At 67.0% G+C, this 15410-nt stretch carries 18 protein-coding genes; all 18 read left to right on the top strand.

Annotation, left to right across the window (positions count from 1 at the left end):
- Position 1 precedes the first annotated feature (1 nt).
- The 18 genes from PVT71_RS14590 to PVT71_RS14505 all read left to right on the top strand — a co-directional run bounded on the left by PVT71_RS14590 (position 2) and on the right by PVT71_RS14505 (position 15040).
- Entirely contained in the window at positions 2 to 1324 is a 1323-nt protein-coding gene (locus tag PVT71_RS14590; RefSeq protein WP_353474793.1) for a phage major capsid protein, read from the top strand.
- Between the two features lie 512 nt (positions 1325 to 1836).
- The gene (locus PVT71_RS14585; protein WP_353474792.1) at positions 1837 to 2193 is read left to right on the top strand and encodes a hypothetical protein; all 357 of its coding nucleotides are present in this window, start codon (positions 1837 to 1839) and stop codon (positions 2191 to 2193) included.
- The gene (locus PVT71_RS14580; protein ID WP_353474791.1) at positions 2187 to 2756 is read left to right on the top strand and encodes a phage head-tail connector protein; all 570 of its coding nucleotides are present in this window, start codon (positions 2187 to 2189) and stop codon (positions 2754 to 2756) included. The genes PVT71_RS14585 and PVT71_RS14580 overlap by 7 nt, the downstream gene beginning before the upstream one ends.
- Positions 2753 to 3346, top strand: a complete 594-nt coding sequence (locus tag PVT71_RS14575) for a hypothetical protein (RefSeq protein ID WP_353474790.1) — start codon at positions 2753 to 2755, stop codon at positions 3344 to 3346. The genes PVT71_RS14580 and PVT71_RS14575 overlap by 4 nt, the downstream gene beginning before the upstream one ends.
- The gene (locus PVT71_RS14570; protein WP_353474789.1) at positions 3340 to 3894 is read left to right on the top strand and encodes a class I SAM-dependent methyltransferase; all 555 of its coding nucleotides are present in this window, start codon (positions 3340 to 3342) and stop codon (positions 3892 to 3894) included. The genes PVT71_RS14575 and PVT71_RS14570 overlap by 7 nt, the downstream gene beginning before the upstream one ends.
- Positions 3895 to 3905: 11 nt before the next feature.
- Complete coding sequence (locus PVT71_RS14565; protein WP_353474788.1) at positions 3906 to 4226, top strand: head-tail adaptor protein; 321 nt, start codon at positions 3906 to 3908, stop codon at positions 4224 to 4226.
- Complete coding sequence (locus PVT71_RS14560; protein WP_353474787.1) at positions 4223 to 4759, top strand: HK97 gp10 family phage protein; 537 nt, start codon at positions 4223 to 4225, stop codon at positions 4757 to 4759. Before PVT71_RS14565 ends, PVT71_RS14560 begins: the two co-directional genes overlap by 4 nt.
- The gene (locus PVT71_RS14555; RefSeq protein WP_353474786.1) at positions 4759 to 5148 is read left to right on the top strand and encodes a DUF3168 domain-containing protein; all 390 of its coding nucleotides are present in this window, start codon (positions 4759 to 4761) and stop codon (positions 5146 to 5148) included. The genes PVT71_RS14560 and PVT71_RS14555 overlap by 1 nt, the downstream gene beginning before the upstream one ends.
- 11 nt (positions 5149 to 5159) lie before the next feature.
- Entirely contained in the window at positions 5160 to 5603 is a 444-nt protein-coding gene (locus tag PVT71_RS14550) for a phage tail tube protein (RefSeq protein WP_353474785.1), read from the top strand.
- Positions 5604 to 5684: 81 nt separating this feature from the next.
- On the top strand, positions 5685 to 6077 hold the full coding sequence (locus PVT71_RS14545) for a hypothetical protein (protein WP_353474784.1): 393 nt from the start codon (positions 5685 to 5687) through the stop codon (positions 6075 to 6077).
- A 158-nt stretch (positions 6078 to 6235) separates the two neighbouring features.
- Positions 6236 to 6409 carry a hypothetical protein gene (locus PVT71_RS14540; protein ID WP_353474783.1) on the top strand — a complete coding sequence of 58 codons (174 nt, stop codon included), beginning with the start codon at positions 6236 to 6238 and terminating at the stop codon, positions 6407 to 6409.
- A 54-nt stretch (positions 6410 to 6463) separates the two neighbouring features.
- Entirely contained in the window at positions 6464 to 12187 is a 5724-nt protein-coding gene (locus tag PVT71_RS14535) for a hypothetical protein (RefSeq protein WP_353474782.1), read from the top strand.
- Positions 12184 to 13092: a hypothetical protein gene (locus PVT71_RS14530; protein WP_353474781.1), complete on the top strand. Its 909-nt coding sequence runs from the start codon at positions 12184 to 12186 to the stop codon at positions 13090 to 13092. Before PVT71_RS14535 ends, PVT71_RS14530 begins: the two co-directional genes overlap by 4 nt.
- Positions 13092 to 13610: a hypothetical protein gene (locus tag PVT71_RS14525; protein WP_353474780.1), complete on the top strand. Its 519-nt coding sequence runs from the start codon at positions 13092 to 13094 to the stop codon at positions 13608 to 13610. Before PVT71_RS14530 ends, PVT71_RS14525 begins: the two co-directional genes overlap by 1 nt.
- Before the next feature lie 12 nt (positions 13611 to 13622).
- Complete coding sequence (locus PVT71_RS14520) at positions 13623 to 13931, top strand: hypothetical protein (RefSeq protein ID WP_353474779.1); 309 nt, start codon at positions 13623 to 13625, stop codon at positions 13929 to 13931.
- A complete protein-coding gene (locus PVT71_RS14515) occupies positions 13931 to 14344 on the top strand; it encodes a DUF4376 domain-containing protein (protein WP_353474778.1) in 414 nt (137 codons plus the stop codon). The genes PVT71_RS14520 and PVT71_RS14515 overlap by 1 nt, the downstream gene beginning before the upstream one ends.
- Positions 14341 to 14694, top strand: a complete 354-nt coding sequence (locus PVT71_RS14510) for a DUF1353 domain-containing protein (RefSeq protein WP_353474777.1) — start codon at positions 14341 to 14343, stop codon at positions 14692 to 14694. The genes PVT71_RS14515 and PVT71_RS14510 overlap by 4 nt, the downstream gene beginning before the upstream one ends.
- A 61-nt stretch (positions 14695 to 14755) precedes the next feature.
- Positions 14756 to 15040, top strand: coding sequence for a hypothetical protein (locus tag PVT71_RS14505; RefSeq protein WP_353474776.1), 285 nt, complete (start codon positions 14756 to 14758; stop codon positions 15038 to 15040).
- Positions 15041 to 15410: the final 370 nt, after the last annotated feature.

Below are 15410 nucleotides of genomic sequence, written 5' to 3'. Positions count from 1 at the left end.
CATGAAACGATTGATGATGCCGGCGGTTTCGCTGTCGGCCCTCGCTGCCGTGCGCCCTGTTGGCGTGATGGGCAACCCCCGCGCCGATGGTGCCCCGGGCGATCTGGAACGTCTGCTGAAGGATGTGCAGCAGCAGATGGAGCGGATCGAGGGTGGCGTGAAGCAAACTGCCGAGGATGCGCTGAAGCAGACCCGGGACCAGGGCCGCACCACCGACGAACTCAAGGCCAAGGCCGACGAGTTGCTCACGTCGCAGAAGGCGCTGAACGATGCGCAGCAGAAGCTGATCGGCCGCCTCGAGCAGCTCGAGACCCGCAACACCGAGGTCGAGCAGCAGCTCGCGGAACGCGGCGGTCGTGGCGGAGACGCGCAGCAGAGCGTCGGCCAGCGCTTCGCGACCAGTGACGAGGTCAAGGCCTTCACCAGTGCGGGCTGCAAGGGCACCGCGCGCATGTCGCTGAACGTGCGCCAGGCGATCACTTCGATCACCGGCTCGGCCGGCGCGCTGATCTGGTCGGACCGCGAAGCCGAGATCGTCGGCCTGCCGCGCCGGCAGATGACCGTGCGCCAACTGCTGACGCAGGGCCGCACCACGTCGAACTCGATCGAGTACGCCAAGCAGATCACCCGCACCAACAACGCCGGCATGGTCAGCGAAGGCGCGCAGAAACCCGAGTCGGTCTACGAGTGGGCGTCGGCGGATGCCAACGTGCGGACCATCGCCCACTGGGTTCCGGTCTCGCGTCAAGCGATGGAAGACGCCGCCCAGCTCGAGACCGAGATCGACGGCGAGCTGCGCTACGGCCTTCTGCTGAAGGAAGAGCTGCAGCTCCTGAGCGGCGATGGCACCGGCCAGAACCTCTCGGGCCTGAAGACCGAAGCGACCGACTACGCGGCTGCCTTCATGGTGGCCGGCGAGACGATGATCGACCAGCTCCGCCTCGCGCTTCTGCAGGCTTCGCTGTCGGACTATCCGGCAGACGGCATCGTGCTGCACCCGACCGACTGGGCGCGCATCGAGCTGACCAAGGACGGCGAGCAGCGCTACATCTTTGCCAACGTCATGCAGATGTCCGGTCCCCAGCTCTGGGGACAGCCGGTGGTTGCGACGCCCTCGATGGATGCCGACGAATTCCTCGTCGGCGCCTTCAAGATGGCGGCCACGATCTATGACCGCATGGACCCCGAGGTCATCGCTTCCTCCGAGGATCGCGACAACTTCATCAAGAACATGATCACCGTGCGCGCCGAGGAGCGGCTCGCGCTTGCGATCAAGCGCTCTGCCGCGCTGATCACCGGCGACTTCGGCAATGTCTCGGGCTGACGCTGAGCGGTCACGGTGACCGATCGCGGACGGCCCTCGGGCCGTCCGCCTTTCTCTTGAAACGAATGGGTGAGTGCCATGTGGATCAAGCCGCTGCGCAGCATGATTGGCAGCTACGGAAATCTGAAGCGAAACGTCCCCAAGGATGTCGATGATCGCATCGCCAAGGACCTGATCAAGCGCGGGCGTGCCGTGCCCCACGTGGAGAAGGAGGCGGGCCCCGCGGGCAAGTCGGACCCTTCCTCCGACCCGGTCGTCCAGACTGGTGGCCAGACTGGCGAGGAGACTGCATCGTCGTCGTCGGAGGCGGGCCAAGCGCCGGAAGCGTCTGTCTCGAGCGAGCCCGCGGCCGCGCCCGAGTCATCGCCATCAACAACGCCTGGCAACTCGCGCCCTGGGCGGAAGTCCTCTACGGCTGCGACCTCGCCTGGTGGCAGCGATACGGCGGCGTCTCCGACTTCCGGGGACTGAAGCTCTGCGCGGACCGCAAGGCCGCGCGGCAAGGCTGGGGCGTGCAGCACCTGCGCACCAACCGCGAAGGTGATCGCCTCGGCCTGATCGAGCGGGGCTCGGTGGGCTGGGCGGGCAACAGCGGATTCCACATGCTGAACCTCGCGGTGCAGATGCAGCCGCGCCGGGTCGCGCTGGTCGGCTTCGACATGCGCGTCGACCACGGCCTGCACTGGCACGGAAGCCATCCCGAGGGGCTGAGCAATCCGACGGCGGCGAACACCGATCGGTGGCGCCGCTGCACCGATGCCGTCGCTGAACCGATCGCGGCGATGGGAGTCGAGGTCGTCAACTGCAGTCCGATCTCGGCGCTGCGCAACTACCGCTTTGCTGACCTCGAGGAGGCGCTCGAATGCTGATGACCCGCAGCAATCCAACCGGTCTCGCGGTTGACCTGGATGTCCTGAAGCTTGCCTTGCGAATTGGGGCCGATGCAGACGACGACAGGCTGACCCAGCTGATCCGGGCGGAAACGGCGCGATACGAGGCCTTCACCGGGCGCGTGCTGCTGCCGACCGGGTTCAGATTGTCCTTGGCAGGTTGGAGCTTTCCGGCCTGCCTGCCTGTCCTTCCAGTGCGCACGGTGAGCTCGGTCACCTATCTCGATCCGGATCACGCGGAGCAGACGCTATCGGCGTCTGCATGGTACGCCGTCGAGGCGGCTCCGCTCTGGTCGGTAGACCTCGACACGCAGGCATCTCTTCCTGCGCTGTCGGATCGCCCGTGGCCGGTGCGGATCGACTTCGACGCGGGGCATGACGATCCGGAAGCGAGCGGGGCCGGTGACGTTCCGGCACTCGCACAGCGCGCCGACGACCAGGACGCGATCATCCATATGGTCGGTGTCACCTATGATCAGGGTGCACCGCTCGACTTTGACGCGATGCGCAAGGTCTTCGGAAGTCGCCGGGTGATCGGATGACGATTGTCGCATGCGTGCTGCGATCGGGCGGCGATTTCCGGCCGGAGCACGTGGACCGCCTGCGCATGCAGGTCGCGGCGCACTTGCCCGGCGCCGAGTTCCGGTGCCTGACCGACATGCCTGTCAGCGGGTCGGGTGTCTTGCCGCTTCGCTGCGGCTGGCCCGGTTGGTGGTCGAAGATGGAAATCTTCTCGCCGGACGTCTCGGGCGATCTTCTGATGATGGACCTCGACAGCGCCATCGTCGGCGACCTCGGCGACATGGCAGGCATCGGCCGACTGGCCATCATGCGCGATGTCTACCGGCCTGCCGGGCTTCAGTCCTCGGTGATGTTTCTGCCGAAGGCTGCACGCGGCGAAGTCTGGGGCAAGTGGATCTCCAACCCCGGCGCCTGGATGCGCAGGTTCCGCCGCGGCGGTGACCAGGCATTTCTCGAAACACTCTGGCTCGACCGGGCCGCGCGCTGGCAGGACGTTCTGCCGGGGCAGGTGGTCAGCTTCAAGGCGGACCGCTGCGCTGAGCAGCTGCCGCAGGATGCGCGCTTCGTGGCATTCCACGGGCGCCCCAGACCATGGGATGTCGGATGGTAAGTGCAGTGGAGCAACGGGCGCAGGCGATCCTGCGGCGCCTGCCCGAGGTCGCCCGGATGGCCGAGATCGGTGTGCTTGTCGGTCGGTTGTCCGAAGCCGTGTTGCGCGCGCGGCCGGGTCTCAACCTGACGATGGTGGACAGCTGGGCCCCGATGGATCGGCAGCCGGCGGCGTACATTGCGACGGGGGACGAGCATGCCCGGCATGACACAGCCCGCGTCCAGCGGCATCGCAGTGAGGCCGAGCGGCGCGTGCGCCCGTTCCGCAAGCGCACCACCATCTTCGCCATGTCGTCGATCGAGGCGGCCACGCAGGTCGAGGACGCCTCTCTCGACCTGGTCTTTCTCGACGGGGACCACTCGGAACTCGGTGTGCTCAGCGACATCGAGGCCTGGCTGCCGAAGGTGCGTGCCGGGGGCTGGATCGGCGGCCATGACATCGACAACGACGATCCGCGATATGATTTCTCGGGAGTTCGCCGCGCGGTCGAGGCGCGCTTCGGCACCTTCGAGGTTGACCAGAATTTCACCTGGTGGGTGCGCCTTTGAACGGGGCGCACGTGCTCGATCGCGAAGTGCAGGTCCTTCGGCGTGTGACTGGCGACGACGGTTTCACCTCGGAGCTCGGAGACTTTGCTGCGCTCGGCGCGCCCGTGCGGGCAAAACGCACGGACGTCTCGGACGGCGAGCGCTGGAGGGCGGGCGAGGTGGCGGCGAGCATCATGTCGCGCTTCCTGGTGCGCTGGTCACCTTTCACGGCGGGGATCACGCCGAAAGACCGTCTGACCTGCGACGGGCTCGAGTTCGACATCGTCGGGCTGAAGGAGGTCAAGCGGCGTCACTGGATCGAGATCACCGGTAGCGCGAGGACCGATCAATGACGGGACTTGTCAGCCTGAAGTGCTTCTCCGATCTGGAGAAGCAGCTCGAGAAGCTGGGCAAGTCGGCGGGGCGCGCCGCGCTGCGCCGGGCCGGGATCAGCGCGCTCGAGCCGATGGCGCGGATCGCGCGCAGTCTCGCGCCGGAAGAAACCGGCGAGCTCATAGAGAGCATCGAGGTCTCGGCCAAGGCCAAGGGCGCTGGCGCCGAGATCGGGCGCGCCGAGTTCCACCAGGTGATGAAGGGCGGCGGGACTCGCGTCGAGGCGCTGACGGCGATGCGCGGCGCGCGCCGGGCAGCGAAGATCGCCGGCGGCTATTCCCACGTCGAGCTCTTCATGGGCCCGGAGAAGGCCAGATCGAAGAATGAGGCAATCAAAGCCTTTGTGCAGGAGTTCGGCTCGGCCCATGTCGCTGCGACGCCCTACATGCGTCCGGCCTGGGATCAGGACCATCAGCAGCTGCTGGCGCGCTTGAAGCGGGAACTGTGGTTCGAGGTCTCGAGCGCGATGGCCCGGGCGGAAGGGGCGCGCTGATGGAGGAATATCTTCGCAGCCTGCTACTCGGAAACGCCTCGGTCTCTGCGCTGGCCGGTGACCGAGTCAACTGGGGGGCGCACCCGCAGGGCGCAGGCTATCCGGCCGCCGTGCTGACCCTGATTTCCGAGACGGGCGATCACACGCTCGACGGCCCTTCCGGTGTGAGCGTGGCGCGCGTGCAGGTCGACTGCCTCGGCACCGGCTACGGAAATGCCAAGCGACTTGCCCACGCGATCCGGTCCGTCCTCGACGGATATCGCGGCGGGCCCCTTAAGGCCGTCTTTTTCGCCGGCGCGCGAGATGGACGAGAGGGCGGCACGAATGACGCGGACCGGCCCTTCCGCACATCCCTGGACGTCCTTGTCCATTACACAATCACCACCTGAAGGAGACTCCGATGAACGACCAGTTCATTGTCTACGGTGCCACGGTCGAGCGCTCGCTCGATGGCACGACCTGGGAATCCATTCCCGCCTGCAAGGGGATCGCGGTGCCGACCGTCGAGACCGACTACCAGGAAGCCACCTCGCTCGACAGCGCGGACGGTTTCAAGGAATACGTCAAGGGTCTGAAGGACGCCGGCGTGATCTCCGTGTCCTGCGGCTACACCCCCGACGGCTACGAGCAGCAGCTCTCCGACCAGGCGGAGGTCGGGCCGATCTATTACCGTACCACGCTGCCGCCGGCGCCGAGCCAGTCGACCGGCGACATCTTCGAGTTCCGTGGCTTCCCGACGCCGCAGGTCGAAGGCAACGACGTGGGCGCCATCGTCGGCATGACCATCTCGATCCGCACCACCGGCGGCCTCGACTGGACCCGCGGCGACAACGCCAGCAGCTGAGCTGGAAATCACTTCACCACGAAAGGCGGCGCCTGACAGGGCATCGCCTTTCGTCCTACGCCCCTTTGCGGAGACAAGAGCATGACGAATTCGAAACGCGGCGCGATCGCCTTCACCGCCCTCGGCGCGACGCACCACCTGCACCTCAGCATCAACGCGCTGGTGCGCTACCAGGACCTTTTCGGCGAGACCCTGATCCAGGGCGTGCAGGAGCTCAACACCGCGGCAGGCGACGTGCGCCGCGTGGTGCGCATCTTCTACGTCGGTGTCGATCGCGACGGCTCGATGACCATGGAGGAGGCCGGCGACATGATCGACGACATCGGCCTGAAGAAAGCCTCCGAGCTGGTCGGCAAGGCGGTGCAGGCGGCCTTCCCGATGGATGAGGCGACCGACGCCGCCGAGACCGTGGGGAAGCCGGCGGGAAACGCGAAGAAGGCGCGGCAGCCCGGCGAGCCGGCCGAGACGAACTGACGCTCCTGCTCGACAACTGGCTTGCCGCAGGGCAGGCCTATGGACTCTTCTGGCGCCTGACGCCGGCGGAGATACACCGGATCCTCAAGGGGCTGCGACATGCCCGGAGGCTCCGGCACGAGGAGCAGCGCCAGCTCAACCACGAGCTTGCCAACCTCGTGTCCTTCGCATTCCACGATCCGAAGAAGATGCCGCGCTACGAGCCTTACGAGGAGCGAGAGCAGCGCAAGCGCGCGGAAGAGAAACCCGCTTTGCAGGAGCTGCAGCTGGCCCGGGTCCGTGGATACTTCATCGGTCTTGCGAAGCGTCGCGGTCCGATGAGCCGCAACTAGGCGCGCCCGTGTGGGCGCGCCCGACTTTCCCCTGACAGACATTGGAGTCGGTCGATGCCGCAATCGGTCATCGGGTCGCTGAGGGTTAACCTCGGCCTCGACAGCGCACAGTTTGAGCAGGGCGCCCGCCGGGCCCTCTCGACGACGGATGGCATGCAGGCCCGCTTTGCCGGGCTGGCCCGGAACATCACGGCCATGGCCGCAGGGCTCGGTGCCGCCGTCGCTGGGATCGGCGCGATCACCAGCTCGGCGGCCGCCGTCGCGCGCGAGATCGAGAACTTCTCGAGATCCTCGAACACCTCGGCGGAGATGTTCCAGAAGTGGGCCTTCGGCGCCCGGTCGGTCGGTGTCGAGCAGGAACAGCTCGCCGGAATCCTCAAGGATGTGAACGACCGGATCGGGGATTTTGTCGCCACCGGCGGCGGGCCGATGGTCGACTTCTTCGAGCAGATCGCGCCGAAGGTCGGCGTGACCGCCGAGCAATTCCGCAACCTCTCGGGTCCCGAGGCGCTGCAGCTCTATGTCAGCAGCCTCGAGAAGGCCGGCGCGAACCAGCAGGACATGACCTTCTATCTCGAGGCCCTCTCTTCCGAGGCGACCTCGCTGTTGCCGCTGCTGCGCAACGGCGGCTCCGAGATGGTGCGGCTCGGCGAGCGGGCGGAGGAACTTGGCGCGGTGCTGAGCGGCCCGGCGATGGACGCGCTCAGCGATGCGCGCACGGCTGCGGGAGAGGCGGCTGCCGCCTGGTCCGGGCTGACGCGGAACCTCGGTGCCGAGGCGGCCCCGGCCTTCGAGGCCGCGGCGCGGGCGAGCGCGAACGTCGCCGCTGCCCTTCAGCCGATGGTCCAGCACCTCGACCAGGTGATCACGGTGGCGGGTACGGCGGCGGTGCTCTTTGGTGCGCGGCTCGCCGTCTCGATCGGCAGCACCTACGTTGGTGCGGCCATTACTGCGATCCGCCAGACCATTGCGCTCGAGATGGCCCTCGGGGCGACGTCGCGCGGCGCGGCGTTGGCGAGCGTCAGCATCAAGGGCCTGTCGGTCGGGCTCCGCGTCCTCAAGGGGGCACTGATCAGCACCGGGATCGGCGCGATCGTGGTCGGTGCGGGCGAGGCGGTCTACTGGTTCTCCCGCCTGGTCTCGGCAACGGGCGGCATCGGGGAGGCGCTCGGCCTCCTCTGGGACGTCTCGAAGGAGGTCTGGACCGGGATCGTGACCAGCGCCGGCGCGATTCCGGCCGGCCTCAGGTCCGTGTGGAACACGGTCAGCGCGGGCTTCTATTCCATGGTCGAAGGGCTGCAGCGCGGATGGCTGCAGTTCCTGGTGTCGCTCTCGAACGGGCTTGCGTCGATCGGCGCGGACGGGGCCTCCTCGGCTGTGTCGCGCTTCGCGGAAGACGTGGGGGTCGGGCTCGACCAGACCATGGAAAAGGTACAGGCCTTCGAGGCCGCGGCGGAGAGCGCCAGCGCCGAGGCGTCAGCGATCGGCGCGCAGGGTCTCGAGACGATCAAGACCGCGCTCGGCCGCCTGGCGGACGCGGTGAGCGCCTCTGAAGAAGCCACCGAAGACGGCACTGATGCAGGGAAGAAATATCAGGGCGCCCTTGGCGGGGTCGCGGGCGCTGCGGGCAAGGCCGCGACGGCGATCCAGAAGATCAAGGACGAGGTCAAGGACCTGAACCTCGACGCCGACCCGGTCAAGAAATACAGCGCCGGGATCGCCAAACTCGACAAGCTGCTCGATCACGGGCTCACGCGGGCCGCCTATGACAAGGGCGTTGCCGCGCTCAACGATGAGCTCGCAAATAGCATCCCGCTGGTGGACGATCTGACGTCGGGCTTCTCGGACTTCCTGAAGCGTGGGCTCACCGACTTCGAGAGCTTCGCCGAAGGCATCTGGGGCGGATTCACCGGCCTCCTGTCGGACATGATCACCACCGCCGCGCGCAACAAGATCGTGCTCTCCATGGGGCTCGGCGCGACCGGGACCGCGGGCGCGGCGACCGCTGGCACCATCGCGAGCTCCGGCACGGCCAGCGCCGCCGGTGCCGGAATGCTCGGCGGGATCGGCGCGGGCCTCGGCGGCTTCCTTTCCGGCGTCGGCTCCGGCGCGTCCGCTGCGCTCGGCCTCGGCAGCTATGCCTCGGCGGGCCTCTTCAACGTGACCGCCAATGCTGCCGCGGCCTCGGCTCTGACCGGGGCCAGCGCCTTTGCCGCGACGCTTGGCGCCGTGGCCGCGCCGCTGGCCATCGTGGCGGCCGCCGTGTCCTTCTTCTCGAAAAAGACGACCGAGCTCGACAAGGGTATCCGCGTCACGACCAGCGGTATGGACGCGCTGGTGGAGAGCTTCACCAAGACCAAGACCACGCGGTTCTGGGGCCTCTCGTCCTCGATCGACAAGACCTACAAGGAGGCCTCCGCCTCGATCTCGGACCCGATCCTTGCGGCGGTCACCAGCGTCGGGCAGGGCGTGGCGGCCACGGCGGCCAGCCTCAATCTCTCTGCCGACGCGCTTGCCGATGTGAGCTACCAGTTCAAGATCAGCACCGATGGCCTCTCCGGAGACGAGATCGCCGCGAAGCTCGAGAAGCACCTGGGCAAGCTCGGTGACAAGGCGGCCGAGGCAATCTTCGAAGGCGCGGGCGTTGCGCTGGCCGACCTGCAGGTGACCGGCGAGAGCGCGCTCGAGACGCTGACCCGCCTGAGCACGCACCTCGGCACGGTCAACGCCACCTTCGACACGCTCGGGCACGAGATGTACGCGGTCGGCATCGCGGGCGCCGACATGGCCTCGCAGCTGGTGCAGATCTTCGGATCGCTCGACGCCTTCACCGAGGCGACCAGCATCTACTTCACCGCGTTCTACGGTGAGGCCGAGCGGCTCGACATCCTGACGCGCCAGACCACCGAGGCGCTCGGTGCGCTGGGGTATGCGCTGCCCGAGACGCGCGAGCAGTTCCGGTCGATGGTCGAAGGGCTCGACCTCACGACCGAGACGGGTCGCGAGGCCTACGCCGCCCTGGTCGGCCTGTCGGGGGCGCTCGACCAAATCCTGCCGGCGATCGCGGACTTCGCGTCGGTGGTCTCGGGCCTCGTGGGCACCACCTCGAGCGCGGTCGGCGCCATGATCGCCGATGCCTCGAGCATGGCCCAGTCTGCGGCTCAAGCGGCGAGCGACTGGCTCGGCGCGTCCGAGACGCTGCGCGACTTCATCCGCGATCTGAATGGTGCGACCAACTCGGCGCTGACCCCGCAGCAGCAACTCGCGGCGTTGACCCGCGACCTGACCGCTGCCTTCGACGCCGCGAAGGGAGGCGACCTCGAGGCCGCGCGCGGCTTCGGCGCGCTGGCGGGGGACTATCTCGGCGCAGCACGGGCGCAGGCGTCGAGTGCTCTTGAATACCGCCGGATCGAAAGCAGTGTGAAGGCGCAGGCCAATCTGCTTGCGGGCATCTCCGAACTCGAAGGTGCATCGCAGACCGCGATCGAGAGCCTCGCGCAGGAGCAGGTCGACGTGCTCAACGAGCTCAATACCTACCTGCAATCGTCGGACAGCCTGACGCCCGAGGACCTCGCGAGCTTCGAGACCCGGCTTAGCGACCTGCAGGCGGCGATCGAGGCCGCAGAGATGTTCTCCTACGATTACCTGAAGGAGCGCCTGCAGGTGTCCGTGGACTTGCTCCCGAACGCCGACATCCCGCCGGACGTGAAGGCGCTGATCGCGGCAGCGGCCAGCGGTATCGACAGCACGATCGAGTTCGCCGTGCGCGCAGCGGACCTCACGCCTGACCTGCGCTGGCTCGCGATCACCCAGACGAGCGAGCACCTGAAGACGATCGACTTCGTGGTCGGGGAAGACCTCGACAACCGTACGCGGCGGCTCGCCCTCGACGACATCGCGACGCTGACCCGCACGGTCAACCTGGTGATGGGTTCGGGCCTCGAGCATGACGAGATGGCCGTGGCGCTGGCGGGGAACTCCGAGCTCGCGCGAGTGGTCAACGTTTCGCTGTCCTCCGGCGCCGATCAGCAGGCGATCCGCCTCGCGCTTGCCAACGCCGGCAGCTACTCGGTCGCGGTTCGCGCGGCGCTCACCGCCTCGGCCGAGGTGCGCGAGATCGTCTTCGGGAATGCCGGCTCCTATGCGGCGATGATCGAGGCCGCCTTCTCGCCCTCGATGACCGAGGACCAGCGCCGCATCCTGCTGCAGAAGCAGGGCACCTATGCCGTCACCGTCTCGGCGGTCCTCGCCGCGAATACCGGGGACGCCATGCGCACGCTGCTGCTGCGGGCCTCGACGCAGGCGGTGCGCGCGGTGACCGTGGCCATGGCCTTCGCCTCGACCGTCACCGATGCCGAGCGGCAGCTGCTGCTCACGCAGAGCGCCAATATCCAGCGCACGATCACAGCGATGGTGAACCCTTACGGGATCACCACCTTCGACCAGCTCTTCCTCGATCAGCTGGCCAACGGTGGCGACCGGGCCCTGGGCATCACCGGCTGGATCGAAACCCGCGGCATCTCGGGCCTCGGCCAGAGCTTCCTTCAGCGCCTCGGCGAAGGGGACGCCTCGACGTTGCGAGAGATCGTCGCCGATGTCGAGATGGGCCGGGTCAACGGCTTGGCCGCGGCCTACCTCGACCAGCTCAGGATCGGGGCGGGCAACACCTGGCGGACGATTGCCGCTGGCGTCGGCCTCGGGCAGGTCGGCACTCTGGGCCAGCAGTATCTTCGCCAGTTGAACGCCGGGGCGGGCAGCATCACGCGGATCCTCGACGGCGAGGTCGACCTCTCCGGTCTGAACGCAGCGCAGCTCTCGCTGCTCGAGGCGGTGCGGGGCGGGAGCGTCGGGACGCTGCGGCTCGGCGGCAGCTTCACCTTCGATCCCTCCGCGGCCTTCGCGAACTGGTACGCGGGCACTACGCGCAGCGAGATCGCCTCGCCCATGGCAACGCTCGGCGCGGCGCTGAACAATCTCCGGGCGGCGCTGATCGAACATCAGGCCGAGCTGGCCGCGCAGACCGCCGCTCTCGCGGCGCAGACGGCGGCAGCCGATAAGCAGGAGAAGGTCTCCGCGCTGGAAAGCTACGTCGCGAAACTTCCGGGTGACGGGCAGGGAACCTTCACCGCGAACGCGACCCAGCTGATGGAGATGGCCGACATCCTCGGGGTCTCGAAGGCGGGCAGCGTCTACGATGTCGCGGCGAAAATCTCCGGCTTCTCGGCGACCGACGCCGTGCGGGCCATCGCGCCCAACGACACGGCCCTCTGGAACTACCTCAAGTCCTACCTCGGCAACACCGCGCTGCAGGTGAACGACGAGGCATACCTGGCCTCGCGTCCCGACGTCGCGCGCAGCTCGGTTTATGGCAATGACCCGCAGCAGCACTGGGAGGACTACGGTCGCGCGGAGATTCAGCGCGATCCGAGCTGGTTCCGGCCAGCGCTGTTCGACTGGTCGAGCATCGGCATCTCGATCCCCGGCTATGCCTCGGGGACGAACTTCCACCCGGGCGGCCTCGCCATGGTCGGCGAGCAGGGCGCCGAGCTGGTCGACTTGCCGCGCGGCTCGAAGGTCTACCCGTCGCCGATGACCGATCGGCTCCTGGCCCGGGATGCGGAGGTGGCAGAGCTTCGCCGCCTGCGCGCCGAGATCGCCGACATGAAGGACAGCATGACCCAGCTCGGCCTGAAGCAGGGCAGGGACATCGCCAAGCTGCGCAGGCTCGCCGAGAAGGATGACACTATCGGGCTGCCGCCGGAAAGGGCAAGCGCATGAAGATCATCGCGCCGATCGCGATCACCGACGCAATCCTCGTGGCGTCCAACATCGCGGAGGACGACCACGCGGAATGGGATTCCGGCACGGCCTACGGCGCCGGCGACAGCGTCATCGTGCTGGCCACCCACAAGGTTTACGAGAGCGTCCAGGCGGCCAATTCGGCCCATGATCCCACCACCGATGACGGGACCTGGTGGTTCGAGGTCAGCGCCACGAACCTGTGGAAGGCCTTCGACCGGAGGCTCGCCGACCAGGTCGAGAACAGCGGGACGATCACCTACCGTCTCGACGCGGGCGAACTGGTCACCGGCATTGCCTTCTTCAATCTCGACGCGGCCTCGGTGCGTATCCAGGTTACCAGCAACGCCGCAGTGGAGACCTACGACAAGACCGTCGAGCTGGTCGACGACAGCGATATCGTCGACTGGTTCAGCTTCTTCACCACCGCGCTGGACAACTACGTCCAGGAGGCGCTCTTCGTCGATCTGGCGGCATATCCCGAATACACGATCGACATCACCATCGGCGACGGAACCGGCACGGCCAAGGTCGGGCAGATCGTGATCGGCAAGGTGCTGAAGCTCGGTGACGCGCTCGAGGGAACGACGATCGGACTGACCTCCTATTCGACCAAGGAGGTGGACGACTTCGGCTCCTGGACGATCGTGCCGCGCGCGAAGTCCGACCCGGTGAATTTCGACTTCGCCATGCCGGCCTCCGGCGCGGGGCGGGTGAAGCGGATCCTCAACAGCCTCCGCGACACGCCGGCGGTCTACTTCGCTGGCGAGAGCCTCGTCTCGACCCATGGCGCGATGACCTACGGCTTCTTCCAGGACTACGAGATTCCGCTGAAGAAGGCCGGGGTCTCCATCGTGCAGCTTGAAATCGAAGGACTGACCTGATGGCCATCTCTCTCACGCCGGCGCCGACGCTGCCGTCGCTCAATGACCCGAGCACCTTCAATGCCCGCGCGCTGGCCTTGTTCTCCTGGCTTACCGGGACGCACATCGACGAGCTCGAAGGGATCACCGGCTCGGACCTCTATGCAACGATCGTCGGCGCCGTCTCGCAGTCCGGCGGGCAACCGACCGGGGCAATCATCGAGCGCGGCAGCAACGCCAACGGCTCCTACACCAAGCTCGCCGACGGGACGATGTTCTGCTGGGGAAACATCTCCAGTCTCGCTTTCGCCGCGACGACCGTTTTGGGTGGCATCTACCAGGACGCGGCGCAGCCGGCGATCACGTTCCCTGCAACGTTCACGACTGCTCCGTCGCTTCAGGTCAATCTTCGCGGCTCGAACAACTGGGCGACCGTCTCGGCGGTGACAAGTTCGACCTTCACCCCGGTATTCTTCGCCGCCTCGTCCACGTCCGGAACGCAGTCGTTCTACTGGCTCGCAGTGGGCCGCTGGTTCTAAGGAGCAACCTTCATGAAATTCATCTTCACGCGCGCTCAGGGCAAGGCCGCGACGGCGTCGGTTGCCGGTGACGTCCTCACCTTGAACGGCGTCCCCTATGATTTCTCCTTCGTCGAGGAAGGCGGGGAGATGCCGTCTGCGGCGATCGGCGAGCCGCTCATCAACGGCCCGGTCACGCGGGTCGATGGCGCGATCGTGGTGCCTCTGATCGCTCCGCACGCGCCGGGGCAGCTCCCAGAAAGCCTGTGGCACCCCGAGCCTGAAGAGGTTGTCTCGGGCGATGTGCCGCTGCCTGCATATCAATTCGAGGAGCTCGCATGATGGACCTTACTGCATACCGCAGCCCAGCGGTGATTGCGGCCGAAGCACGCGCCACCAAGCTGTCCGCCATCACCGCCGAGCGCGACCGCCGGATCAACGGCGGCTTCACCTTCGGCGGTGTGATCTTCCAGACCCGGCCCGAGGACCGCGAGAACATGAGCGGTGCGGCGACCTCGGCGCTTGCCGCCATGACCTCCGGGGCCGAGGCGGGCGACCTGCGCTGGCATGGCGGGGAGAGCGACTTCGCCTGGATTGCCGAGGACAACACGCTGCACCCGATGGATGCGCAGACGATGTTCTCTTTCGGTCAGGCAGCCATGGCGCACAAGCAGGCACACATCTTCGCGGCGCGCGCGCTGAAGGACCTGGCGGAGATCCCCGCCGACATCACCGCCGACGCGCTCTGGCCGTGAGTGCCTACACGCGGCTGACCGGGTGGCATGTCCCGGTCGGCGGCATCGGCTTCGAGGTCTCGACTCCGGTGCCGTGGGAACTTGGGGCCATCGGCTCGGGGCTCTGGATCATCGTCCCGAGCGGCACGCGCTTCGACTGTTCCGTGCCACTGTTCCTGCGGTGGGCTTTCGACCCGCTCGACCCGCGCTACCGCAAGGCGTCCTGCCTGCACGACTGGCTTCTGTCGGTGAAGGGATGGGGTCGGGTGGCCGCAGGCGCGGTCTTCCACGATGCGCTCGCGGCCGATGGCGTGCCGCTTTGGGAACGGCTTGCTATGTGGCTGGCCGTCTCGCTCTACCGTTTCGCCTGATCGGGCGAAGCAAAGAAGAGTAACGTCCCGCCGCTGGCGGATTTTCTTTGAGGTCTACAATATGCCGCAGATCAAGTTCGACAGCACGGTGAGCACCGGCAATATCCTCTCCATCCTCGCGATGATGGTCACCGTGACGGCGGGCTATGTGACGCTCACGAACACGCAGGAGACCCAGGCGCTGTCGATCGCCCGGCTCGAGGAGGGCTGGCGGGGGATGGACGGACGCCTCCGGGCGGCCGAGCTGACGCAGGCCGGGCAGGCCTCCGATCTCCGCAGCATCCAGGCGACCTTGCAGAAGATCGACGGGAAGCTCGACCGGCTATCTCTGCAGGAGGGGAGGTGAGCGCGGCCCGCCTTCGCTTTCCAGGAACAGGGAGTGCCCTAGGGGGGTGAAGGGACCTGCTGGCAGAGTTCAGGTCGCGCTCAAATAGAGAAATGCGAGGCGCGAAACGGGAAACAAGAGGCGAAAGAAAGGGTAGGCGCACATCCGCTTGTCGTGTGTGGGCGTGGCGTGCACCTCGTCAGGATGACGCGAAGCCGAGGCGAATAGTTTGCCACGCCCGAGCTCTAAGTGCAGCGGACAGTCCGCATTTTCAAGCCGTTACCTGAGGACAAGGTGAGCGCGGCGGAACACCGGGAAGGATAGATGCGTGGCCGCCTGGGTCGCGCGCCATCGTGGCGGCCATGCTTACCCGCCGCGCTCAATGCCTCTC

The sequence above is a fragment of the Salipiger sp. H15 genome, assembly GCF_040409955.1.
Lineage (GTDB): Bacteria > Pseudomonadota > Alphaproteobacteria > Rhodobacterales > Rhodobacteraceae > Salipiger.
Note: the sequence above shows the minus strand (reverse complement) of the source record. Positions and strands in the feature narration are given on the sequence as shown.